General features: G+C 41.5%; 22 protein-coding genes. 1 reads left to right on the forward strand and 21 read right to left on the reverse strand.

Features of this window, described 5'->3' with window-relative positions; all coding sequences use genetic code 11:
• Positions 1-4: 4 nt before the first annotated feature.
• Positions 5-778, forward strand: a complete 774-nt coding sequence (locus GTK07_RS17815; RefSeq protein WP_036378992.1) for a M90 family metallopeptidase — start codon at positions 5-7, stop codon at positions 776-778.
• 582 nt (positions 779-1,360) lie between these two features.
• On the opposite strand, the gene GTK07_RS17820 is transcribed toward GTK07_RS17815, so the two are convergent.
• The 21 genes from GTK07_RS17820 to GTK07_RS17920 form a co-directional block, all read right to left on the reverse strand.
• Positions 1,361-1,726 carry a pyridoxamine 5'-phosphate oxidase family protein gene (locus GTK07_RS17820; RefSeq protein ID WP_235932918.1) on the reverse strand — a complete coding sequence of 122 codons (366 nt, stop codon included), beginning with the start codon at positions 1,724-1,726 and terminating at the stop codon, positions 1,361-1,363.
• Positions 1,727-1,904: 178 nt separating this feature from the next.
• Positions 1,905-3,086: a phospholipase D-like domain-containing protein gene (locus tag GTK07_RS17825; protein WP_136565978.1), complete on the reverse strand. Its 1,182-nt coding sequence runs from the start codon at positions 3,084-3,086 to the stop codon at positions 1,905-1,907.
• A gap of 2 nt (positions 3,087-3,088) precedes the next feature.
• Positions 3,089-4,348 (reverse strand): MFS transporter, encoded by a 1,260-nt coding sequence (locus GTK07_RS17830; RefSeq protein WP_136565979.1) that lies wholly within the window; start codon positions 4,346-4,348, stop codon positions 3,089-3,091.
• Positions 4,348-6,495: a copper-translocating P-type ATPase gene (locus GTK07_RS17835; RefSeq protein WP_163636520.1), complete on the reverse strand. Its 2,148-nt coding sequence runs from the start codon at positions 6,493-6,495 to the stop codon at positions 4,348-4,350. Before GTK07_RS17835 ends, GTK07_RS17830 begins: the two co-directional genes overlap by 1 nt.
• Before the next feature lie 12 nt (positions 6,496-6,507).
• Positions 6,508-7,239 carry a PPK2 family polyphosphate kinase gene (locus tag GTK07_RS17840; RefSeq protein WP_036378977.1) on the reverse strand — a complete coding sequence of 244 codons (732 nt, stop codon included), beginning with the start codon at positions 7,237-7,239 and terminating at the stop codon, positions 6,508-6,510.
• Positions 7,240-7,250: 11 nt separating this feature from the next.
• Complete coding sequence (locus GTK07_RS17845) at positions 7,251-7,544, reverse strand: hypothetical protein (RefSeq protein WP_036378974.1); 294 nt, start codon at positions 7,542-7,544, stop codon at positions 7,251-7,253.
• A gap of 3 nt (positions 7,545-7,547) precedes the next feature.
• Positions 7,548-8,201, reverse strand: coding sequence for a hypothetical protein (locus GTK07_RS17850; protein ID WP_051947118.1), 654 nt, complete (start codon positions 8,199-8,201; stop codon positions 7,548-7,550).
• Positions 8,198-9,091, reverse strand: a complete 894-nt coding sequence (locus GTK07_RS17855) for a ribose-phosphate pyrophosphokinase (RefSeq protein WP_136565981.1) — start codon at positions 9,089-9,091, stop codon at positions 8,198-8,200. The genes GTK07_RS17850 and GTK07_RS17855 overlap by 4 nt, the downstream gene beginning before the upstream one ends.
• Before the next feature lie 8 nt (positions 9,092-9,099).
• Positions 9,100-10,602, reverse strand: a complete 1,503-nt coding sequence (locus tag GTK07_RS17860) for a thymidine phosphorylase family protein (RefSeq protein ID WP_036378969.1) — start codon at positions 10,600-10,602, stop codon at positions 9,100-9,102.
• Positions 10,603-10,605: 3 nt separating this feature from the next.
• A complete protein-coding gene (locus GTK07_RS17865; protein ID WP_036378967.1) occupies positions 10,606-11,982 on the reverse strand; it encodes an MBL fold metallo-hydrolase RNA specificity domain-containing protein in 1,377 nt (458 codons plus the stop codon).
• Between the two features lie 15 nt (positions 11,983-11,997).
• Positions 11,998-12,252 (reverse strand): hypothetical protein, encoded by a 255-nt coding sequence (locus tag GTK07_RS17870; protein ID WP_036378966.1) that lies wholly within the window; start codon positions 12,250-12,252, stop codon positions 11,998-12,000.
• Positions 12,253-12,279: 27 nt separating this feature from the next.
• Positions 12,280-13,119, reverse strand: a complete 840-nt coding sequence (locus GTK07_RS17875) for an ATP cone domain-containing protein (protein ID WP_036378964.1) — start codon at positions 13,117-13,119, stop codon at positions 12,280-12,282.
• Positions 13,112-13,666, reverse strand: coding sequence for a potassium channel family protein (locus GTK07_RS17880; RefSeq protein WP_051947117.1), 555 nt, complete (start codon positions 13,664-13,666; stop codon positions 13,112-13,114). Before GTK07_RS17880 ends, GTK07_RS17875 begins: the two co-directional genes overlap by 8 nt.
• 13 nt (positions 13,667-13,679) lie before the next feature.
• A complete protein-coding gene (locus tag GTK07_RS17885; RefSeq protein ID WP_036378961.1) occupies positions 13,680-14,510 on the reverse strand; it encodes a universal stress protein in 831 nt (276 codons plus the stop codon).
• Between the two features lie 25 nt (positions 14,511-14,535).
• Positions 14,536-15,531: a 2-hydroxyacid dehydrogenase gene (locus tag GTK07_RS17890; RefSeq protein WP_036378959.1), complete on the reverse strand. Its 996-nt coding sequence runs from the start codon at positions 15,529-15,531 to the stop codon at positions 14,536-14,538.
• Positions 15,532-15,553: 22 nt separating this feature from the next.
• The gene (locus GTK07_RS17895) at positions 15,554-16,834 is read right to left on the reverse strand and encodes an MgtC/SapB family protein (RefSeq protein ID WP_036378956.1); all 1,281 of its coding nucleotides are present in this window, start codon (positions 16,832-16,834) and stop codon (positions 15,554-15,556) included.
• Complete coding sequence (locus GTK07_RS17900; protein ID WP_036378954.1) at positions 16,834-17,916, reverse strand: site-2 protease family protein; 1,083 nt, start codon at positions 17,914-17,916, stop codon at positions 16,834-16,836. Before GTK07_RS17900 ends, GTK07_RS17895 begins: the two co-directional genes overlap by 1 nt.
• Positions 17,913-20,270, reverse strand: coding sequence for a hypothetical protein (locus tag GTK07_RS17905; RefSeq protein WP_163636521.1), 2,358 nt, complete (start codon positions 20,268-20,270; stop codon positions 17,913-17,915). The genes GTK07_RS17900 and GTK07_RS17905 overlap by 4 nt, the downstream gene beginning before the upstream one ends.
• Positions 20,271-20,277: 7 nt before the next feature.
• On the reverse strand, positions 20,278-21,261 hold the full coding sequence (locus GTK07_RS17910) for a 6-phosphofructokinase (RefSeq protein WP_225604853.1): 984 nt from the start codon (positions 21,259-21,261) through the stop codon (positions 20,278-20,280).
• A gap of 111 nt (positions 21,262-21,372) precedes the next feature.
• Entirely contained in the window at positions 21,373-22,671 is a 1,299-nt protein-coding gene (locus GTK07_RS17915; RefSeq protein ID WP_051947116.1) for an acetate/propionate family kinase, read from the reverse strand.
• Between the two features lie 14 nt (positions 22,672-22,685).
• Entirely contained in the window at positions 22,686-22,907 is a 222-nt protein-coding gene (locus GTK07_RS17920; RefSeq protein ID WP_036378951.1) for a hypothetical protein, read from the reverse strand.
• Positions 22,908-22,925 lie beyond the last annotated feature (18 nt).

Genomic DNA, 22,925 nt, shown 5'->3' on the forward strand with positions numbered 1-22,925 from the left:
AAATATGATTTATGTTTTTGTATTAATAGTTATTCTTCTATTTTTTGTTTATAACTATAGAAAGTCGCAACGGCGTAAACCTCGGCCTTTTCCTGGTCACTGGCATGAGCTGGCAATGGCTTATGTGGTTTACTACCGAAATCTTCCTGGAAACAAGCAAATGCTATTTCAACGCAGAATGATGGAATTTCTAAGTGAAGTCTACATTGAAGGTGTGCGATTGGAATTACAAGATCTTGATAAGGTTTTGATTGCGGCAAGTGCAATTATACCTGTTTTTGGATTTGAAGAGTGGCATTATACCAATTTAAGTGGAATCTTGTTATATCCCGATTACTTCAATGCGGACATGCAATTCAATGGTAAGGCAAAAACACGGAATATTGGTGGAATTGTTGGTAACGGACGTTTTGAAAAACAGATGATATTATCAAAAAAGGCATTATACCATGGTTTTGTGAACCAAAGTGATAAAAGCAATACCGGCATACACGAATTTGTACACCTTTTAGATAAGCTTGATGATTTTGCAGATGGTATTCCGGAAAGATTATTAGAGCATCAATATACCATACCTTGGATAAATTTGATCCATAAGGAAATGGAAGCGATAAACAGTGACCATTCTGATATTCGAAAATATGGTGGAACAAACGCTGTTGAATTTTTTGCAGTTGCTTCAGAGTATTTTTTTGAACGTCCAGATTTACTCAAAAAAAAACATCCAGAACTTTATAACATGTTGGTTGTGTGCTTTATGCAGAATCCTGAGGCCTGAATTCATAATTGAATTATATCATTTGCAATTGATCAATTTTAAAAGCTGATTCGTAGATGCCCCAATCTTTTTATGCTTACCTCCCAAACCAGGATCGTTTAATAGTATAATAACCTTAATTTTAAGCAGCAAGGGCAAATGTGATTAACAGTTAAGAGTGATTTCTCTAAATTTTGCGTGAATTTGGGTTCTGTTTGTGGTTATGAATCCTTTCAGGAGATAATAGGTCAGATTTGGTGTCGGGATCCAATATAATGTTCCGATCTATTGCTTTAGGGTCATTAAAATGTCCCAGAATGGTTTTGCCACAATACGCCGTGAGCTTAATTTTCTTCAATTATTAGATTAGAGATTACTTAGACCTTAAAAATCGTATTCCAATTTTAAACGAATTTTGGCCTTGTTTAATTTTTTTTAACCACGTTAAAATCTTTTCGTTTCTCATTTCGGAATCCTATGATTCAAAAAGATGGTCTCTTTTTGAAATCTATCTTTTATTTTTTTCTTCTTTTACCCGACATTTCTAGTATTTTGATTTGAAAGACGACTGGAATGCCATTAGCAGATGATTTACTGGAAAATTCATTGATGAACCCTACCTCTCTGTTTTTCTTTTCTACGGATAATGTCCTTCACGCCTTCGGTGAATAGATGTAATTTTTGTTTGGCACTACTGCCTCGAATTTCTTCGAATGTACCTTGTAACATGACCGATTCCCAATTGGATATGGATTGCACTTGTTCGACTTGAACGGCAACCGATTTGTTGGCTCGCATCGCATCGATTTTATGGCCTTCCGAGGTATAGCTAATGATCGTATTGTCCGTAGGGTCAAAATAATAGGTAAAGGGAATCACATGGGGCTTCCCTTGCCATAGATAGGCCAAGTGGCCGAGGTAATTGTTCCTGAGTATGCGTTCGATCGCGTTTGGTGTTAAATCTGTCATTATTAATGTATTTCAATATTACTAATCGTTTTATATGTATGGTGCCTAGCGCAGTTACAGTTTGCATTCCGCCACTGATTGTATATTTCCTTATTTTAGGTTCTTGTGCCGTATGGTTTGCTGCTCGGGTCGTAAAGACAGATAAACGAGCCCAACCATTTAACCACTTGCCAACATATTATAACCTATAATTTTTCAAAAACCTTAAATGCGGAAGAAAGGTCAGAAAAAGCATAATCGTTCGTACCATTTGGTAAAAAATCCAATTACCCAACTTATTGAATATACCGGCTCTTTGTCTTAGACTCCCCTTTGTAATTTCGCTACACTCGCTTATAACTATTTCAAAGTCAGCCCGAAGGTTTTCGGCAAATTCTACTGAGTGAACCTCTACGTTCATTTCAATGCTGCCATAGCAACTAAGACTGTTCAAGTTAAATGAGCCTATGGTAGACCATTTGTTATCAACCACCGCAGCTTTACCGTGTACTACGGATCTGTTCCATTCAAAAATTCTCATATGATGGTCCAAAAAGGAGGAGTACAAATGTTCGGTTGCCCGCCGCACCAACGGCACATCGCTAATACCCGCTAAGATCACCGTTGTTCTTATTCCTCTTCTACAGGCCTTTTTCAAAGCCTTTGCCAATCTGCTTCCAGGCAAAAAATACGAGCCCACGATTACTATTTCCTTTTCGGCATGAATGAAGGCGTTCGTGTAGGCATCACAGACTTCTGTTTTTCGCTGCAGCCAGTCGTTTTGTAAAATTCCCACCAGTGCGCTACCGGCCGAATGTAACACTGGCGGTATTTTTTTTGAACTCCCCTTTTTGAAAAAGTAATCGCTACATAATATTTGTAGATTTTCAGCTGCCGGGCAGTTCAACTGAACGGCATAGTCCAACCAAGGTTCCGAACCTGTCGTTCCGTGGTATTTATCGGCAATATTGATTCCGCCTATCAATGCCATTTTTTCATCGGCGACCACAATTTTATGGTGCATCCGCCTACCGATATAAAAATTGTTCAGAGAGAATAAAGGCGAAAAAAAACGAAGTAAAATACCATGCTGCACCAAATCTTGGGCAAAACTATTGGGTAATGCAGCGCTACCATAGGCATCCAATAAGACATATACCTTTACCTTTCGTTGAGCGGCTTTCTTCAAACAGGAGGCTATACGGTTTCCCGTATCATCGTTTTCAAAAATGTAGGTCTGTATATGGATTTCTTTTTCTGCCTTATCGATTAGCTTTTCCAGCCTTAAAAAATAGTCTTCTCCCGAACGAACCAATTCAACATATTTCGAATTGTCAGCAGCATTTTGAAGTGCTGTTTTACTACATTTTCTATGATCCATCCCTATAGTTTTTTATGCTGGTCAGCCAATAAGGGCGCGTCAATCCCTTTATTTGGTCGCTTCAAAAAGTAAACCAGTCCCATAGCACCAAAAATGGTTGCACCGGCAATAATAAAAGGGTAATAAAACCCACCAGCTATCAGCCAAGTCCCCAATACCGGGCCCAAAATCTGTCCGATGCTGTTCGTGGAACTTTGAATGGATATATTCCTTCCCGTATTATCCCGGGAAATCAAAGAAACTGCCGAAAGCAGGTTTGGTGTCACCATGGCTCCCCCAGCTGCGAAAATTATTATGGTACCGTAAATGTATAGTTCACCGCTCACAAAGGGGAAGACAATTAACGAAACACCGGATATTAATAACCCTAATGTTATTTGCTGTTTTGAGGTCAGCATTTTTTCGCCATAGGTCGCGAACACAGGCTGCAAAATGGCCATTACAGAACCACAGAGCATAAAACCGATACCCACCTGATTGGTTGTAAATGCCAACTCATCCTTCCCATAAATTGAAAACACGGTCTCAAACAGGGTAACCACAAACTGTATCGCAAAGGATAGGAGCAACAAAATGATAAAATAGTTACTCAGGGAAAAACTGAATTTGACCGCCTCAGAAACAATACGTTTTTTTATTTCGGTATTCTTCAGCCATTTTATGATTATCAGTAATACCACAAAGCCCAAAAGAGCGGCCAAAATAAAGGGAACCGAAAAACGGTCTAAGTGGAACACCCCAAAAGAGTATGTATAATGTAGGTTCGTTTGCGACAGAAATCCCCCCAGAACAGGGCCAAATATCACCCCGGAACTGATAGCGACCCCAGACCAGGCCATTATTTTGGTCCTTCGCTTTTCAGAGGTAATATCACTTAAATAGGCATTACTGACCGGAATGACCGCTGACGTAAAGATGCCCCCTATGATACGGCCTATATATAGCATCGACAGAGAAGTGGCAAGACCGGTTAGCAAGTTCATCACGACAAAACCTACAAGCCCTAATAGTATTATAGGTTTACGGCCGTGTTTATCGGAAAGCTTGCCCCAGACGATAACGAACAAGAGCTGGAACAACGGATAAATACTGGTCAACATTCCGATATGGAAGTTGATAAGGTCCGTATCCAGATTGTCTTTTAAAGCCAGCCTTTCGGTATAATATGGGAGGGTAGGCAATAAAATGCCGTAGCCCAACATCACTACGAACAAACTCAATAAAACTAGGAATATTCTACCGAGTTTTTCTTTCCTGTTCATCAGTTGCTTCCGATTTTTCTTTTTAACAATTGAGCGTTTATGGCAACAATGATGGTACTCAAGCTCATAAATACGGCACCTACTGCTGGCCCCAACACAAATCCTGAAGAATATAAAACCCCAGCGGCCAACGGTATGGCCACAACGTTGTAGCCTGTTGCCCACACCAAATTCTGGATCATTTTGTTATAGGTGGCTTTACCGAACAATATCAGATTGGCGATATCTTTTGGGTTACTGTTTACCAAAATGATATCGGCGGTTTCCGCGGCAACATCGGTACCGGAACCAACAGCAATTCCTACATCAGCTTTTGCCAATGCAGGTGCGTCATTGACCCCATCTCCCGTCATGGCCACAAACTCTCCTTTGCTTTCCAGCTCTTTTACGATTTCCACTTTTTGATGGGGTAGCACCTCGGCATAATACCCATCCAAACCAAGTTTGTCACTCACAGCCTTTGCGGTTTTTTCATTATCGCCCGTAGCCATTAAGACTTTGATGTTATTCTTTTTGAATACTTTGATGGCATCGGCAGATTCTGGCCGTATTTCATCGGCCAGTGCAATATATCCTGCTAATTTTCCATCTATCAGAACAAAAACTACGGTCTCTGCGGCATCACTATAGGCATCTTCGGTAATTTGGATTTTTTCATCCCGAAGATATCCCGGACTTACTACCTTGACCTTCTTACCCTCTACGATTGCCTCTACACCCTTGCCCGTTATGGCGTTGAAGTTTTTGGGCTTTGGAATCTCGATGTCCTTTTCTTTGACCTTTTTGATGATCCCCACGGCGATGGGGTGTTCGGAGCTTAGTTCCAGAGCACTGGATAACCTCAGAATTTCATCTCTGGTGTACAATTCGTTCACTGATTCAATTCGGGTCACCCCAAAATCACCTTTGGTCAATGTTCCTGTTTTATCAAACAATAAAGCCGATATTTTTCGGGATTCTTCAAAGGCCGTTCTGTTCCGGATCAATAAACCATTTTGGGCAGATACCGCTGTAGATATAGCGACAACCAACGGAATGGCAAGACCGAGCGCGTGTGGACAGGCAATGACCATGACCGTTACCATTCTTTCCAATGCAAAAACAAATGGGAAACCTAAAATCAGCCAAACCGCGAGTGTCCCAAAGCCAATGGCCAATGCAATATAGGTCAGCCATTTGGCCGCCCGATCTGAAAGGTTCTGCATCTTCGATTTCGTGCGCTGTGCCTCATCGACCATCTTGATCACCTTGTTCAGGTAACTGTCCTTTCCAGTATGCTCTACCTTTACCCTTAAGGTACTATTGCCATTTATGGAACCTCCGATGACCTTATCCTGTACTTCTTTTTTTACCGGTTTTGACTCGCCTGTCAGCATCGACTCGTTCAGGTAGCTAGATCCTTCGGTGATGATGCCATCCGCGGGTACTTTCTCGCCGGGTTTAACCAATATGATGTCATCTTTTAATAAATCCTCTAGTTTTACATCTTGAATTTTATCACCCACAACTTTATGGGCCTCAGCGGGCAGCATACTGACCAAAAGTTGGAGTGCCTTGGATGCGCCCAGCACCGATTTCATTTCCAACCAATGTCCCAACAGCATGATGACAATCAAGGTGCTCAGTTCCCAGAAAAAGTCCTCCCCAGGGAGTCCGAAAACTGTAGCGGCACTATAGAAATAGGCCACACTTATAGCCATTGAGATTAGGGCCATCATGCCCGGACCCTTGGATTTTATTTCATTATAAAATCCCTTTAAAAATGGCCAGCCGCCCCAGAAATAGACAAATGTTGATAGTGCAAATAGGATATACGGATTTCGGGGGAGCAATAGGTCATACCCAAAAAACTCCTGTATCATTGGCGATAAGAACAATATTGGGATGGTAACGATTAAAGATATCCAAAACCGTTTTCTAAAATCCTTGACCATCATTTTATGGTGGTCGTGCCCCATTTGTCCGTGAGCGGGGTTATGGCCCGAATGGTCTCCACTTCCGTGATCCATTTTAGAATGGTCTTCTCTTTGGTGTTGCTTTTTGGAGGAGTCCATCTTAGCATGGTCATGGTTACTGTGATCCATTTTTGAGTGATCCATCTTAGAATGGTCCATTTTTTTGTCCTTGTGCTCTTTGTGATTGTCCATAGTGTTCTATTTTTAGGTATTTGGATATGTTAAATTATGTTTTTTAAGGTGTTCCAATACTATTTTGGCAACGCAATAGTTGCGGTACCAACGTTTGTCGGCTGCAATAATGTGCCATTGAGGGTCGTTGCAGTTGTTCATTAACATATTATAAGCCTCTCTGTAAACTTCCCATTGGCTGGCCGCTTTTTCGTCTTCGGCACTATATTTCCAGCGTTTATAAGGTTTGGTCTGTCTTTCTTTGATACGTTCTTTCTGTTCTTCTTTGGAGATATGAAGAAAAAATTTGAGTACATGAATGTTATTTTGCCTAAGATGCTGTTCCATATATTTTAATAGCTTGCAACGGTGTTCAAGTATTTCTTCTTCGAGGGAATTGGTAACCTTGGGTACCAGGATATCTTCATAATACGAGCGGTTAAAAACTTGTATCATGCCCTTTTGGGGAAAGTGCGGATAGACCCTCCACAGAAAGTCGTGCCTGAGCTCCTCTTCGGTCGGCTTTTTGAATGATTTTACATGAACACCCTGTGGATTCATGCCCTTAAGCGCATTACGAATCGTACCGTCTTTTCCAGAAGTATCCATTCCCTGCAAAATAATCAACAAGCCAAAGCGCCCATCGGCATAAAATTTGTTCTGAAGCTCAAAAAGTTCTTCCCGTATCCCTAACAATCTTTTTTTGGATTGTTTTTTTGAGCTACCTGCGGGAGGAAGGGTTGAAATTGTATTTAAGTCTATCATAGGTTACAGTTTTATCGTAATTTTCTTCGCATTGCTTCCGAGATATTTTCAGCATAGACCCCATAGGCATCTACCAAAAGCCCCTTTATACCATCTTTTGATGAAATGGCATAAAGAACACTGTTATCGTCTGTACTGCTCATACCTTCAAAACGATGGGTTTCATCCACATCAAAATCTTCGGGCTGAATTTCCATTTTCAGTGAGGCACATTGCAAGCATTCTGGTTTCAAGTTGAAATCATAGGTATATCCCCTGATCTGTAAATCATTAATTGCTTCTGATAGGGTGTCATAGTTTCTCATAATTTATGGTTTGTATGTCATCGTAAAATAGCTGCCGTCTTTCTCGGTAAATTTCTGGAATGATAACAAGTTCTCATTTGTAAGTTTTTCACTTGCAACATAGTCCAATTGTTTAATTCGTATACCAATGGCGTAGGCTTTAATATTGATTTTGGATTTGATTGTTTTCCCATTACCATTGGATTCCAACACCCGGTCATAAATTTTTATTTTGCTGTTAGAACCAAAGAAATTCAACAATCCGGAGTCGAAACTCATTTCGAGTTCGACACTATCCAAGTTCGACAGATCATAGAGTTCCTTGAAATTTTCAGAGGTCGTACTGATTTCGGTTTCCTTGGATTTTGGGTTCGAAAACGGAAAGGCCATTACCATTATACTGGCTTCATCGGGCTTGCAGCGATACGTCATGGTGTATTTGTCAGTAGATTTTTTGTCCTTGTCAAACAGTTCGGCAACCACTTCAACCTCATAATATCCATCGACTTCTTTTAGCTTTCCCGCCTTAAAGGTCTGCTTGTTCAGAAAGTCTCCATTTTTATTAAAACTTTCCCGTTCCACCCATCTATCGGACAATTGTCCGATCAACATTTTATTCTGTGCATATGCAGAAACGACCATAAAAATGAATACTGTAAAGTGCAATCCTATTTTCATTGATGGTGCATCAGTTCGTTTACTTCCTTGGCTATGGTATCGCTTAAATCAATTTTATTTGACTGATGTGGAATTGTATTGCAGGTAATGATATCCTTGACATGGGCATCCCAGAGATCTTGATAGGCATTCCCTGAAAATACGGCATGAATGCCAATGCATATTGCAGGTTTCATTCCCGTACTCTTCAAATGCTCCGTAGTATCTATCATGGTACGGGCCGTAGAGATGATATCGTCCACCAAAACAGGGGTCGCGTCCTTAAATTTGTCAACTTCAGGCACGGAGACTTCAACATCACGGTCACCATGGCGAGTCTTTTGTAAGACTGTGAAAGGTGCTCCCGCTTTTTTTGCCACATCTGCAACCCACTGCTCGCTTTCCGAATCGGGCCCGATCAGTACCGGATTATGGATATTTTCCTTGATGTATTTTGAGATTTCGTCAGCGGCATGGATGACTCTGTTCGGAATTCTATATACTTCGCCCAACGAATGTATCCGATGCAAATGGGGATCAATGGTGGTGATGCTATCTGCGAAACCCGAAATCAATTTCCCAAAAAAACCAGAAGTTACACCTTCACCTTCATTAAAAATCTTGTCTTGCCGCATATAGGCAAGATAGGGTGCTACCAAACAGGTACACATCGCACCAAGTGATTTTGCTGTTTGGCTTAAAAAATAGAGCGGTAATAGTTTTTCATCTGGTTCGTGTAAGGTACAGACCAAAACTACACATTTATCTTTTACATCGGAAAGTATGCGTGTATAGGATTCACCGTCCGGAAATTTTCTTATGTTGCATTCCCCGATTTCCGCTTTCATTTTTTTAACCAACAACTCGGTGAGTTCCTGATTTCCGGGAAGACTGAATAATATAGTTTTCATTTTGTTTTTTATTTAATGGTTATGATATCGTTATGGCGATTTTTGTATTCTAAAGCATAGTTTAGCTCACCTTGTGATTCTGCAAAAAGCGTGTATAGTAAGCCGTCTTTTTCAACTTTATCATTTAAATGGACATTCAATGAAATTCCCGCAGATTTAGATTGGGGTGCACCTGAAAGTTTTGCGAGCTTCGCTATCTTTCTATTGTCAATACGCTTCAAAATCCCCGAAGTCTCCGCTCTGATTTCTGTTTTAAAAGGTGCCAAAACAGGTTGTGTAAAACGCCCCTGGGCTTTACAAATGGCAAGAAATTTTTCGTAGGCCTTACCAGATATAAGTACCTCTTTGGCGGTTTCCATTCCTTTTTCTTTTTCGACCTTTCCTGAAAGTTCTAACAGTTCTCCAGCCAACAGCACAACACGTTCCTTTAAGTCTTTGGGTGCATCTTCTTCATTTTTTAGCACATTCAATATGTCGATAGCTTCCAATGTTGGGCCGATGCCATAGCCTACAGGTTGAGAGCCATCTGTTATGATTGCTTTTACCTTCAGGCCGACAGCCTTACCGACATTTTCCAAATGATTTTTCAGCTTTTCAGCCATTTCCATACTACGAACTTTGGCAGTTTCACCTACAGGGATATCGATAACAACGTGAGTAGAACCAGCTGCAGCTTTTTTTGATAGTACGGAAGCTATTAGCTGCCCTTCACTGTCAATATCCAATGCTTTTTCAATTTTAATGAGCACATCATCTGCGGGACTTAGTTGGGCAGTACCGCCCCAAACAAAACAACCACCTTCTTGATTTACTACGTTCTCTATCTCGTCAGCAGAAAGCGCAACGTTGGTGAGAACTTCCATTGTGTCCGCCGTACCTGCTGGTGATGTAATGGCTCGGGACGATGTTTTGGGCATTGTAAGCCCGTAAGCGGCAACTATAGCCACTACCAAGGGGGTGGTTCGGTTTCCAGGCAATCCACCAATACAATGTTTATCCACAACTATTTCTTTGTTCCAGTTTAGTTGCTTTCCTGAAGCAATCATCGCTTTTGTTAGGTCGGATATTTCATCAATATCCATTCGGTCTCCTGCACAGGCTGTGATAAATGCTGAAAGATGGATATTTGAATAATCTCCCTCCACGATGTCTTTTATGATCTGATTATAGGCATCGTAATTGAGCTTTTGATTATAAATTTTTGCCCTTACGTGACTCAACGATTCAATAGGTTCCAAATGGGAAACATACAGCATATCATTTGGGGAAACATTCAGTTTTTTTGCAGCAGCGTCTGATAGACCTATCTCATTGGGCAACAGAATATCTGAATTTATGACGTTGAGGCTTGCCACTATTGAACGGGTTACTTTAGCAACCCTTATCCTTGTGAGTGCCTCAAACCCTTCCGAAATACACACGAGGCAATCATCACGCATATATACCACATTTTCGTTTTGGGTATAGATACCAAGATGTTTATATTTTAAAATATTTGAATGTTGTTCCATGGCCTATACTATTTCTTCAATGCTGTATAATTGCGGTATTTCTGCTTTCCAGCTATAAGTTCTCTCAATGTCGTTTTTCAATGCCTTTGCACCTTCATTTTCACCGTGTACAATAAAAATCCGTTCAGGCGTGTTCTGTATCTTACTCATCCAACCCAAAAGTTCTTTATGGTCTGCATGCGCTGAAAGCCCTTCAATTTCAACAACTTCCATGTTAAAAGGAACCCATTTTCCATAAACTTTGAGTTCCTTGTCACCTTCCAGTAACTTCCTGCCACGTGTACCTTCGGCCTGATAACCTACAAATAGAAGGGTATTATTGGAGTTTTGAGCTTGGGTTTCAAGATAGTTAAGCATTCTTCCTCCAGTAAGCATTCCGCTTCCGGCAATGACAATTTTTGGTTTATTATCAGTCCGCAATTCCATAGTTTCACGATAACTGCTTACAACGGTAAAGTGCGAGCACATTTCATCACATTCATTGTCTTCTAATCTGTGCCAATCCCTTGTGCGGTGGAATAGTTCTAGTACATTAGTCCCCATAGGGCTGTCCATTATCATTTGCACTTTTGGTATTTTATTTTCCTTGAGCAATCTCCAAAAAATAAGCATCATAAGTTGGGCACGTTCTACCGAAAAGCTTGGGACAAATAGACTGCCACCTCTATCAAGGGTGTCATTGACCAGTTTTTCAATCTGTGGAATGGCTTCTTCTTCCTCTGGATGAAATCTTCCGCCATAAGTGGATTCAATAAACAGTACATCGGCCTTTTTCGGGTTTAATGGTGGGTATAACAGTAAATCATGGGTTCTACCTATATCTCCTGAAAAGACATAGCGTTTTCCATGTACATCCAAATCGATATAAGTTGCTCCCAAAATATGTCCATTGTATTGGAAACGGGCTTTTACGCCATCAAACAATGGAATCCATTGTGATTGCGGAACGCCCTTAAAATGTGGAACGGTTTTTTCAACATCCTTTAAGTCGTATAGTGGCTCTGCTGGGCTGTGCTTGGAATAACCTTCTTTATTGGCACGTTCGGCTTCCTGTTCCTGTATTTTAGCACTATCGTTCAGAATGATTTTGGCAATATCCAAGGTTGGATTTGTACCGTAAATAAAACCATTAAATCCTTGTTTGACCAATCTTGGTAGATAGCCTGTGTGGTCCATATGGCCGTGTGTGAGCAAAACCACATCAATCTCTGAAACGTTCACAGGGAGATATTCCCAGTTTTTGAGACGTAACTCTTTTAAGCCTTGAAACAATCCACAGTCAATCAGTATTTTTTTGTTTCCAGTATCCACTAAATATTTGGAACCGGTTACTGTACCAACCGCTCCCAAAAAATGGATGTTTATTTTATTATTTTTCATTTTTATAATATTTTTTTAGTGGCCACCACAGCAAGAAGGTGTGTTACTTTTGTCTTGAGTCGATTTGTACAACTCTACTATTTCATTATAAAGATTTCGCGAATCCTCTTTGATAAAAAGGGCTAACTTTTTAATGGATAAAGGTTCAAAGTTTACCATTTCCAATAGTATTTCCAAGGCTTCTTCAAGCAGTTTTGGGTCATCTTCCAATGCTTCGTAAAATGGTTCTAAATCAATACTCTTTTGTTTCTTTAATTCTTCTGTTTTCATGATAGTTATTTTTAAGATTTTATTTTTTTAATGGTTTTTGCACAGTGCTTCGGAATCCTCCAAAATCTTTTTGTGCCTTGTTTTATCTATTCCGATTTCATTTAGCAAAGTAGGTGTTTCGTGAAGCTCTTTGCAGAGCACAATGCCTTTATCCAATAATTTGGATTTCTCGGCCTTCGTCAAGGTTGTTAAAGAGGTTAAGGGATGTAGGCCGGATTTGTCTATGCGTTCTTTCAGACCGTTTCCTTCCGGATAATCCCAACTTGTAAGCATCAGCCCAACACAGGTGCCATATTGTATAGCATCAGTTGTAAAACGGGTGTTGGTGTACACTCCACCCTGATGAAACTTTGTTTTGTGGCCTTGCTGTTTTTCCCATTGTTTTTCGACATCCAAAAATCTTGAATGTATATATAGTGGAATCTTGACATTGCAAAACCTGCCTTGGTCGCTATGGTATTTGCATTCAATCATATAATGTTTCTTATCCTTTTGGGCAATGACATCTACTTCATGGGTCACACAGCTTCCCTGTATGATGCTACTGACTTGTGTCTGAAATCCTTCGTGTTCCAGCAATTTGCCGACAAACTTTTCAAAGGGGTAGCCTGAAGGCCCCAGTTCCATCAGCGCTTTTTTGAGTTTGTATTTTGATGCGCTTACCCGAGATTTCCTTTTCAACATCTTAAAGGCCATTTGATATATCTTCTTGGTGGTCATTCCGTCGAAAACGATGTCCTCAATATTTTTGACAATCTCATTAATTGTTATTTCATTCGCACCGGCCCGTTCCAATGACCGCCTTACTTTTTCCATTTGAAAAGGTGCCTTCTCGCCGCTTGCTTTTATAATTGTTATCTTATCCATTAATGTGTATTTTTTTAATATTGGCCAAAGCAAAGACGACCAAGAAAAAGCTTAGGAATATTTCGAGCATGACAACAAATCTGGCTACGTCTGAAGTAGGAACAATATCGCCGTAGCCCACCGTTGAAAATGTGATCACACTGAAATAAAAAAAGTGATACAAATTGTAGAGATACGAGTTCGAATAATCAGGAACGCCTTCAAATGTGGTATGGTTAAATTGGAAAAGACAAGCATAGTCGGTCGCATAGGAGAAAATGCTAATGATGATAATCAATCCAAAAACCCAAAGCAATCTCTCCAATGAATGACAGATCTTGATCAATTTTGACAAGCGTTTCAGGGTAGTTGCCGTTATCACAATGGTCTTTCCAAGTGCTGCCGCAACGATAATTATGTGGAATGGAAAAGAGGGGTGGTCTATCATCGACATCAAAACGACATACAGGATGCCTATTCCCAAAATGGTAACCAGGGGCAATACCGTTCTGTCCAACAATAATTTGTAGAAGGCTATTTCTCGTATTTGACCTAAGCTATCGGACATAGTGTTATACTTTTCAAATTTTGATAGTCATTACCGGCAGTGATGAATGGTTTGCAACCCCTTCAGCTATACTTTTTGAGAACAAACTCAAAAAACCTGTATTGCCATGTGTGCGCATGGCGATCAGGTCAGCTTTGTTTTGCTTCAAATAAGTGTTGATGCCCGTCTCCACCGTCATTTCGTTATAGACGTTCATAGAGAAATTCTTGAGTTTGGGAAAACCCTCCAAAAACTTTCGAATAGGGTCTAGGCCGAGGGCAATACTGTTACGGTCCGATTCTGTATTGATGCGCAAAAGGTGAATTTTTGCATTGCATTTTACTGCGATGGATAGTACCTCTTTAAAGGCATTGCCCACATCCTCCACAAAATCTGAAACGAAGACGATATCCTTGAAAGGAAACCTTACATCATCTTCTTTTACCACAATGACCGGAACATCAGATCTTCTTACCAAACGTTCGACGTTGCTTCCCAAAAGTTCCCGTACAATGCCCTTGGTGCCACTACTGCCCGCAATAATGAAATCATGGTCATAATGGCCAGAATGTTTCAGTATGTTTTCCTGGTCCACCTGAAATTGCAAAAAGGTCTGACATTTCAGGTTTTCTTGTTCGGCCTTTTTTTCCAATGCACGTAATGAGGCTTTTGCTGCCCCAATTTTTTTGAGGGTCTCCGGATATCGCTTTTCTTTTTGCTTATCCAATTTTACCCAATCCACCGGTGTTTTCAGCAAATGGAAAAAATGGATTTCTGCCTCGAAGAGCTTGGCCATCTTGATTCCAAACTCCGCCGCCTTATTGCAGTTCTCTGAAAAGTCTGTGGGTACCAATATGTTTTTCATCTTAACTATGATTTTATGGGTTGTTTCACTTCGTTTTTATTTCATTTCCTGAAACGGTTCCATTTTCGAAACAATCAATGTTATAAATGGTGGTTTCAGCAATGTTGGTCAAAGCCGTATTGGTCAAAAAAGCCTGGTGACTGGTAATCAAGACATTGGGAAAGGTCATTAATCGGGCAATTACATCATCTTGTAAAATCTCGTCGGAGTGGTCTTCAAAGAACAGCCCTTCTTCCTCTTCATACACATCAATACCGAAATAGCCGATTTTCCTTGATTTCAGTCCCTCTATGACCGCTTTGGTATCGACCAGCGCGCCCCTGCTCGTATTGATAAGCATTACCCCTTTTTTCATGCGTTCGATTTGTTCGGCACTGATGATATGCCTCGTTTCGGGGGTTAAGGGAACGTGGAGGCTTATGATGTCCGATTCGCTGCAGAGTGTTTGGCAGTCAGTGAATCGTACACCATACATTTCTTTCAATTCCTTATCCTCCTCTAGGTCGTATGCCAGTATCTTACAGCCAAAACCATATAGTATTTTGACCAGGACCGCACCAATTTTTCCCGTGCCCAATACCCCGACCGTTTTGCCGTTCAGGTCGAACCCTGTGAGTCCGTTCAGCGAGAAATTCATATCCCTGACCCTATTGTGGGCCCTAACCAGTTTTCTGTTCAATGCAAGTATCAACGCTATGGTGTGTTCGGCAATGGCATAGGGGGAATAGGCAGGAACCCTAGCTACTTTTATGTCCAATTCGGTAACTGCTGCCAAATCAACATGATTAAAACCAGCCGAACGCAATGCGATATTTTCTACGCCAATGACTTTTAGTTTTTTTAGTACATTCTTTGAGGCATCATCACCTGTAAATAAGCTAACTGTTTTAGAACCTTTAGCTAGAACAGCCGTTTCTTCTGTCAATCGAACATCAAGTAGTATTAATTGATGTTTATTATTATTTGCTTGAATTAGATAATGTTCTTCAAACTTGTGTGTGCTATATACTGTTGTGTTCATTTTGGTTTCTGCTATTAAAATCTCAATTTATCCAAGAATTAAGTACAATATAAAGGATGCCAAGAAGGACGACCGCCCCAAAGGCATAGCCCACTAGTCGCCCTGTTTTTTGAGAGCCTTTGAAAAAGGCAATGCCCAATTTCACGGTCATATTGCTCAGGGTCGCTGCAATGATGACATTCGATGCCAAAATCAGCTTTTCATTCTGCAAGGCAAATTTTGCCATACTGATGGTTATGGCATCGGTATCGGCCAAACCTGCTATCAATGCCGAATAATAAAGACCACTTTCGCCAAAAAATTTGTTTCCATAAAAAACCGAGAACAGGATGGCCACATAGATGCCGCCAAAACCGATCGCATTCCAGATGTTAAGTGGATTTCCCAAATTGATGTCGGTGTTCGGCTGATCGTCATCCTTCCGTATCAAAAGCAGGGAAGCTACGAGACAGACCACCGTAAGCAGGGCAAAGGGAATTGTAAGATAGTTCAGGATAGCAATATTGAAAATATAGGCAAGAGCCGCAAGTCTAGGGAACATAATCGCCGATGCTATAATGATACCCGCTGCGTATTTTTTTGAAAGCTCGGGAGACTCCTTACTTCTGGAGGCATAGATCCAAGCTACCGCCGTACTCGATATTAAACCGCCCAGAATAGCCGTCAACAAGATTCCCTTTTTTGATCCAACATATTTGACCAAAAAGTAGCCGATAAAGTTCAAAAAGGAAACAATGACTATAATAGCCCCTATCTCAAAAGGGTTCAGAAGGCCCTCTGGCCCATAATCCTTATCGGGCAGAAACGGTAATATCAAAAGTGCAATGATTGAGAATTTGATAAAGGCAAACAGTTCTTCGGATGTGATATTCTTTATGAACGAGCGGAAGGTGGTCTTTAGGGATAACAACGTAACCACAATTACGGCCGTGGCAATAGACTCTTTGTACAAATGGCCCGAAACCATAACACCAAGAATAAATGTGGCAATCAAAGCGAGATTTGTGGTATTACCGGTCATGGAATGTTTCTGCACAATGGACAAATGGCTGATGGCAAAGAACAAAATAATGGTCGCCAAACTAACAATGACAAGCCAAGAGGTATAAGTCTCGTTCAAACTGCCCAACATAAAACCGATTATGGCCGTTATCGGAAATGTTCGAATACCGGCAAACCCCTGCTCATCCTTTAGCTTGTCATATTCCCTTTCCAGTCCAAGGATAAGACCTATACCCGTGCTTAGGAGTACCCCCAGAATGTAGGGGCTTAATAGCTCACTTATGTTTTGATGTGTTTGCATTATTTTTTTCTTTCCCTTGTAACTATTATCATTTCATTAATTCCTTTCAGGGTCACAATTCCTTTCAGCTGCCCGTCATCCAAGACCGTGGCAAACTGGGAATTGTTAGACATGAGCTTTTCGTACACCTGCTGTAGGGGCATATTTGTGTCTACTGTTACAAAATCTTTTCTCATAAGATCGGATACATAGGAATCATTGCCATATGAGGAAAGCCCCTTGATCAGGTCCTTTCGTGTCAGCACGCCATGCACATGATTATTTTCTGTGACCAAAAAAACCTCTTCTTGGGTACTTTGCAATATCTGCACCAGGTTTCCCAAGGTTTCCGTGGGCGATAAACAGGTATATTGTGCAATCAAAACATCCTTTACGGTAAATCCGACCAGAGCAGATTTGCCACTTTCGTGCATTTGCTCGACTCCGGCACCTAGATAGATGAACAGGCCAATAAAAACCAACCAGAAATTAGAGAAAAAACCAAGAAAAACGAATACTATGGCTAAAAACTGGCCTACCCGTGCGGCAATGGTCGTTGCTTTCAGCTTATCTAACCTGAATGCCAATAGTGCCCTCAACACTCTTCCACCGTCCATTGGAAAAGCTGGTATCAAATTAAAGACCGCTAGGATCAAATTCGCAGCCATGATGTTAAACCAGAAATCTTCACCGCTCATGTGGTCTATTTTCGAAATTGGCAACAGTTCATCGTTAACGTAGAGAAGAACAAAAAGGGTCCCGGCAATCACAATATTTACTACAGGGCCGGCCAGTGCCACCACCAGTTCCTGGGCAGGTTTATCCGGCATTCTATTGAGACTGGCGACGCCACCAATGGGATAGAGCGTAATATCACGCGTTGGGATATTATATTTTTTGGCCGCGAGCGCATGGCCAAATTCGTGTAGGACAACGCAGGCAAAGAGAACGATGATGAAAAATGCTCCCTTTATGCCTTCTGTCCAACCATGGCCCATTTCAAAATGCATCATGAATATCCATCCGACAATGATCCAAAACGTCCAGTGGACGAAGACCTTGATGCCCGCATAGCTTCCAATAAAGAGGGACCATTTTTTCATGTGTTCTGTATTTTAAGGGTTTTTGATCTGTACGCCAGCACTATCACCAAACCGTATCCTAACAGGGCAAGAAGGAATACAAATCTATAACCGTAAAGGATGGAAATGACAACGGCAAAGATCGAGGCGGCAACGCCTGCCACGCTTGATATACCCAATAAATAGGGAATGCTTTTCTTCTCTTTCAGGGAGGAGGCCTTTTTCAGCAATACCGGAAAAGGGATTCCTATAAAGAAAGACGGAAGCAGCAAAAATAGGGCGATCCAGAATTCAGATAGTTGTTTATACCATATAGGGAGCAGTACGTAAACGGTTAGTAAGGAAACCAAAATAACCAAGACCGTGTATGTGATGAGCTTTCGGGAAAGATTTTTTTTGAAAGCCCCCGTCACAAGGCTGCCCAAGCCATTGCCCAACAAAAATGTAAAAAGCAGCAATGAAAAAGACTGTGATGGATTGGAAAGTTTTAAGTTGAGTACCTGAAAAAGATATCCCTGTACGAGGATATATGAGAACCCCAACAAAAAGGAAACGAGTGCCCAGGCCCTAAATTTTCTTCGTATATATAAAGAGGTGCTTTCTGAAAAAGAGACCGATTTCCATCCGTTCATATGATTGAAAATGAACCACCCGATGATGAACAGACCAAGCCATAAAGGGGTGGTCATGGCATCGGGTAGGCCATTGTTGTAATTAAAAAAATAGGGGGAATCATCGGAAACCGGACTCAAGTTTATGGAAGCGGCTTTCCAAAGTTCATCATACGCATAAGATCCGTTGGAGATATCGTACAACAGTTTGTCGAACATGAACCATTGATAGTTTACGTTCTGCACGATGGTGTCCAAACTTTCCTGTCTGATATACGGAAAATAAAACGGCTCCTTGTCCAATCCATAATAGTGTGCGGTATTATGTGCCTCCTCCATTGTTTTTTGTTCAAAAGGGTTCTTTTTAATGACCAATACAGGGTTCATTTCGTCGGAATAGATATACACCTTTTTTAACGCCTCTATTTGATTGACCCCCATCCGATCCTGGAGCTCCAAAAAGTTCGCCAACATTTTATATACCTCCTGCCTTCCGTGCATCGTAAAATAGATGGCCCCGTCTTCCGTTAAACCATCCAAATAATCGGCAAGTGCCTCCATGGTGAACAGATAGTTCTCGGTAAGTCCATAAAAATCGGTGCCCCTTGAACTTTTGGTCACCGGAATGGTCAATATGATGGCATCAAATTTTCCCTTGTTCTCAATTATGAAATTTCTTCCTTCGTTCACATGTACCTTTATGTTCTCCTTATCGAGGAAGGTAGAGGGATTGTATTTTTCCATCAATGCTACAAAGGAAGGGTTGACCTCTGCTGCCTCGATATATTTAAAGCCCATGAAGTATGTTGTGGCAATATCTATTCCACCACCGGGACCTATTATCAGCACCGAATCCTTTTCCTTTTCGCTTAAAAAGTTCAAAGCAAATACGGCCGGAAATCCGGATAATACTTTTCTCATTTTAACAGTATCCTTTGCAAGTTCATCGATATCGATAACTTTGGTTCCCGCAGCAGCATCTATAAACATTGATTTGGACACGGTACCATCAGGATATGTGAACTTTACAAGATCCGTCTGACCAAAAGCACTCCAGCGGCTTTCGATTTTTTCGCTTTTAAAAGCGGGGTTGGCCATCAATCGGTACAAATCCTTGGACGGGTCTTTGGCAACGAGTATATCGAAGTTCAGGGCATCTTTTGCAAATCCCATTAGAAAAATAACGCCAAGCACTAAGGGGGCCAGTATTTTTGAATAACGGTTCTTGTGTGCTATCAAGGCTACTACCAGGGCCAGCAGCAGTAACCCTATAGCAATCGCCACCACCTGTGCCAAGCCAAACGTGTTGAGCAAAAAAACGGAGGTGAGTGCACCTGTGGCCGCCCCTATAAGGTCTAAGGCATATAAGGTTGACAAGTGCCGATTATCCGTTTCAAAAATATGGGCATAGACTATTCCGATGGCCATGAACGGAATAGTTGACAAGAATATAAAAATGGGCAGGCCAAAATCAGTGGACGACGAAACGCCCAGTTGTGAAAGGCTGAGCAAAAGGGCAAAACTGAGAAACATCGTGACGGACGGTAGTGCCATCCACCAAAGCCATGAATGATTAATCATCTTGGAATATTTGGCATACGTGATCTGGCCAATACCCAAACCCAGTATGGAAAATGCAATGATAATGAGGACGAAATGAAAACTAAGAAGGTACGAGAACAGTCTTGACAGACTTATCTCGAAGACTATGGTAGCCGCAGTCAGCAAGAAAATAATCGCTATGTTGGTCGACGCTCTTTTCATTGTAATTTTAGCTTCCGAAAATTTTCAAGAGACTCCGCAGTTCATCGTTCACTTGATGTTCCTTTACCACTTGGTCAAACGGGGTAAGGCTCAGTTGGTTGTTCAAGATTCCCGCCATGACATTCTTTCTTCCATGTAAAAGTGCCTCTACGGCAGCAGTGCCGAGCCGTATGCCCAACATTCGATCAAATGCCGAGGCGTTTCCACCGCGTTGTACATGGCCCAGTTTGGCAATGCGCAAGTCCACTTCAGGGTTTATTTCCTTTATCTTTTTGGCTGCCGGCTCGACCCCTAGTTCATCCCCTTCTGAAACAATCACAACAAAGGCCTCTTCACGATCGTAGCTTCCCGCCTTTTCCAACAATTGAGTAAAGTCATGCCCACTTTCAGGTATCAAAATGGCATCTGCACCCGTACCCAATCCGGAATGGATGGCAATATACCCGCAGTCCCTGCCCATTACCTCTATCAGAAATATTCGATTATGGGACTCCGCCGTATCCCTGATCTTATCAATGTTTTCAATTGCGGTGTTCACTGCAGAATCGAAACCGAGTGTAAAATCGGTACCTGCCAGATCATTATCGATGGTGCCGGGAATGCCCAAGAACGGCAGGTCACAGATTTCTGAAAATGCCAATAGCCCTTTGAAGGTGCCATCACCACCAATAGCAATCAGGGCATCGACCTTGTTCGTTTCAAGAATTTGCATAGCTCGTTGTCTTCCCTCCAGCGTCAAAAACCGCTTGCTCCTTGCTGTTTTCAACAATGTGCCGCCTCTGTGAACGTTCTTTTTCAGTTGACTGGAATCCAACTGTACTAGGTCACCGTCGATTAGGCCTTCGTAACCTTTTTTAAAACCGCTGAGCCTTAGGTTGTTCATCTCAGCCGTTTTGGCCACCCCGTGCAAGGCGGCGTTCATTCCCGGGGAATCGCCCCCAGATGTGAATACGCCTATGTGTTTAATAGTCTTCATACTCTTATTCTTCATAATTTTTTACAGGTATATTACAAGAAAATCACCCAGCCCGGTTTTCAACGCTTCGTTCTGACAAACGGATATTTAGCACCGGACCGGAACAGGGAAACCGGAATATTCTTTTTACCCATCCCATATGGTGAATTTGTCAATATTTTTTCGAGTGGAAACCCTTGGCCTTTTTTGCCCTCCCCTCTTTTGGGGTGAAATTACTTTATCATAACTTTTATCTTTAAAATATTGATTGGCCAAGCTCTCTGCAATAACCAATTCTTCATCGGCATGAATTACCATGACCAGCACTTTACTTTGCTCTTTAGAGATTTTAGATGAATTTTTTCTGTTTTGTCCCTCATCGAGCCCAATACCTAAAAAGTCAAGTCCTTGACAAATCCTGGATCGTATTATTGGGGAATTTTCACCGATGTCACCCGAGAAAACCAGCACATCCAAACCGCCCAAGACAGCGGTAAACGCCCCGATCCACTTTCTTACTTGATAGCAGAAGGAAGTTACAGCTTCCGCTGCCCTTCGGTCAACATCTTCTTTTAAAAGTAAATCAAGCATATTCGTACTTGTTTCGGAGATTTTTGGCGAACCGCCCTCATCATCTGTTAAGCTGTTGGGCTGTTTTGACCCCATCCGTTCTTTTTTCAGTAAATGCGCAAAATCGCCAAGATCTAAATCTCCGCTTCTTGTACCCATGACGAACCCCCCCAGTGGTGTAAACCCCATGCCGGCATCTATGCTCTTGCCCTCCTTGACGGCAGTTATACTGGCCTCTTTGCCAAGATGTGCAAGAATGAGCCTTCCATCGGCTTTTTGAATACCTATCCTTTTTTTAAGTTCCATCATGATATGGGAAAACGATTGCCCATGAAAGCCATGCCCGTGCGTGCGTGCCCGTTCAAAATGCCTTGGAATGAAAGGGGGTATCTTGGCAGCCTTGGGCAGGTTCACCAGAAAACTGGTATCAAAAAAAGCTACCTGCTGTAATGCCGGAAATCGCATTGTGAACGTTTCAACAATCTCAATCTCAGTTGAAAGACAGTTAGGAATATTATAGTCGGCAATCTGTTTCAGTTCGTTCAATAGGGCGGTATCGATTACTTTCGGCCCAGGATAGTTCAATCCATATGTTATCTTGTGTCCTATGTAACCAATACGATCGAAGCCGGGTTGGTTTTTTAGCCAACCTATTAAAAAAACGGTCGCTTGATAAAAGCCAGGAGCGTATATCCGTGAATTTTCCCTTTCATTGCCTTTAACATGGGTAACCCTGAAAACCTCTTTGCCGGATCCGAGGTGACGAATATCACCAAAAAGTTCCTTCACGGGATTTTCTGCCATTTCATACATTGTGAACCTAATATTTGATGGTCCGGCACTGATTGTTAAAAGGAGTGGGTTTTGCAGGTACATTTTAACTTGTGATTTTATTGGTTATCGTTATCTTCAAAAGCACAGCTCTTGTTTTCCATAAATTCGGCGGCCATCTTTTTGTATTCCTCGCCAAGGTGCTCTCCGCACCATTCAAGAAGGGCCGGCTGTTCGAAAGACGTGGTATTGCGGACCGCCTTTTTCAGTTCCATCCTCAACAACCTCTTGTCGAAGCTGACTTTTTTTAATATGGTTTCGTGATATTCCAGTGTTTTCATTTGTCCGATTATTTGAAA

Source organism: Flagellimonas sediminis (assembly GCF_010500845.1).
GTDB classification, from domain to species: domain Bacteria; phylum Bacteroidota; class Bacteroidia; order Flavobacteriales; family Flavobacteriaceae; genus Flagellimonas; species Flagellimonas sediminis.

Coding starts and splice junctions, on each gene's coding strand:
- GTK07_RS17815 (WP_036378992.1), top strand. CDS start 5: ATGATTTATGTTTTTGTATTAATAGTTATTCTTCTATTTTTTGTTTAT.
- GTK07_RS17820 (WP_235932918.1), bottom strand. CDS start 1,726: ATGACAGATTTAACACCAAACGCGATCGAACGCATACTCAGGAACAAT.
- GTK07_RS17825 (WP_136565978.1), bottom strand. CDS start 3,086: ATGGATCATAGAAAATGTAGTAAAACAGCACTTCAAAATGCTGCTGAC.
- GTK07_RS17830 (WP_136565979.1), bottom strand. CDS start 4,348: ATGAACAGGAAAGAAAAACTCGGTAGAATATTCCTAGTTTTATTGAGT.
- GTK07_RS17835 (WP_163636520.1), bottom strand. CDS start 6,495: ATGGACAATCACAAAGAGCACAAGGACAAAAAAATGGACCATTCTAAG.
- GTK07_RS17840 (WP_036378977.1), bottom strand. CDS start 7,239: ATGATAGACTTAAATACAATTTCAACCCTTCCTCCCGCAGGTAGCTCA.
- GTK07_RS17845 (WP_036378974.1), bottom strand. CDS start 7,544: ATGAGAAACTATGACACCCTATCAGAAGCAATTAATGATTTACAGATC.
- GTK07_RS17850 (WP_051947118.1), bottom strand. CDS start 8,201: ATGAAAATAGGATTGCACTTTACAGTATTCATTTTTATGGTCGTTTCT.
- GTK07_RS17855 (WP_136565981.1), bottom strand. CDS start 9,091: ATGAAAACTATATTATTCAGTCTTCCCGGAAATCAGGAACTCACCGAG.
- GTK07_RS17860 (WP_036378969.1), bottom strand. CDS start 10,602: ATGGAACAACATTCAAATATTTTAAAATATAAACATCTTGGTATCTAT.
- GTK07_RS17865 (WP_036378967.1), bottom strand. CDS start 11,982: ATGAAAAATAATAAAATAAACATCCATTTTTTGGGAGCGGTTGGTACA.
- GTK07_RS17870 (WP_036378966.1), bottom strand. CDS start 12,252: ATGAAAACAGAAGAATTAAAGAAACAAAAGAGTATTGATTTAGAACCA.
- GTK07_RS17875 (WP_036378964.1), bottom strand. CDS start 13,119: ATGGATAAGATAACAATTATAAAAGCAAGCGGCGAGAAGGCACCTTTT.
- GTK07_RS17880 (WP_051947117.1), bottom strand. CDS start 13,666: ATGTCCGATAGCTTAGGTCAAATACGAGAAATAGCCTTCTACAAATTA.
- GTK07_RS17885 (WP_036378961.1), bottom strand. CDS start 14,510: ATGAAAAACATATTGGTACCCACAGACTTTTCAGAGAACTGCAATAAG.
- GTK07_RS17890 (WP_036378959.1), bottom strand. CDS start 15,531: ATGAACACAACAGTATATAGCACACACAAGTTTGAAGAACATTATCTA.
- GTK07_RS17895 (WP_036378956.1), bottom strand. CDS start 16,834: ATGCAAACACATCAAAACATAAGTGAGCTATTAAGCCCCTACATTCTG.
- GTK07_RS17900 (WP_036378954.1), bottom strand. CDS start 17,916: ATGAAAAAATGGTCCCTCTTTATTGGAAGCTATGCGGGCATCAAGGTC.
- GTK07_RS17905 (WP_163636521.1), bottom strand. CDS start 20,270: ATGAAAAGAGCGTCGACCAACATAGCGATTATTTTCTTGCTGACTGCG.
- GTK07_RS17910 (WP_225604853.1), bottom strand. CDS start 21,261: ATGAAGAATAAGAGTATGAAGACTATTAAACACATAGGCGTATTCACA.
- GTK07_RS17915 (WP_051947116.1), bottom strand. CDS start 22,671: ATGTACCTGCAAAACCCACTCCTTTTAACAATCAGTGCCGGACCATCA.
- GTK07_RS17920 (WP_036378951.1), bottom strand. CDS start 22,907: ATGAAAACACTGGAATATCACGAAACCATATTAAAAAAAGTCAGCTTC.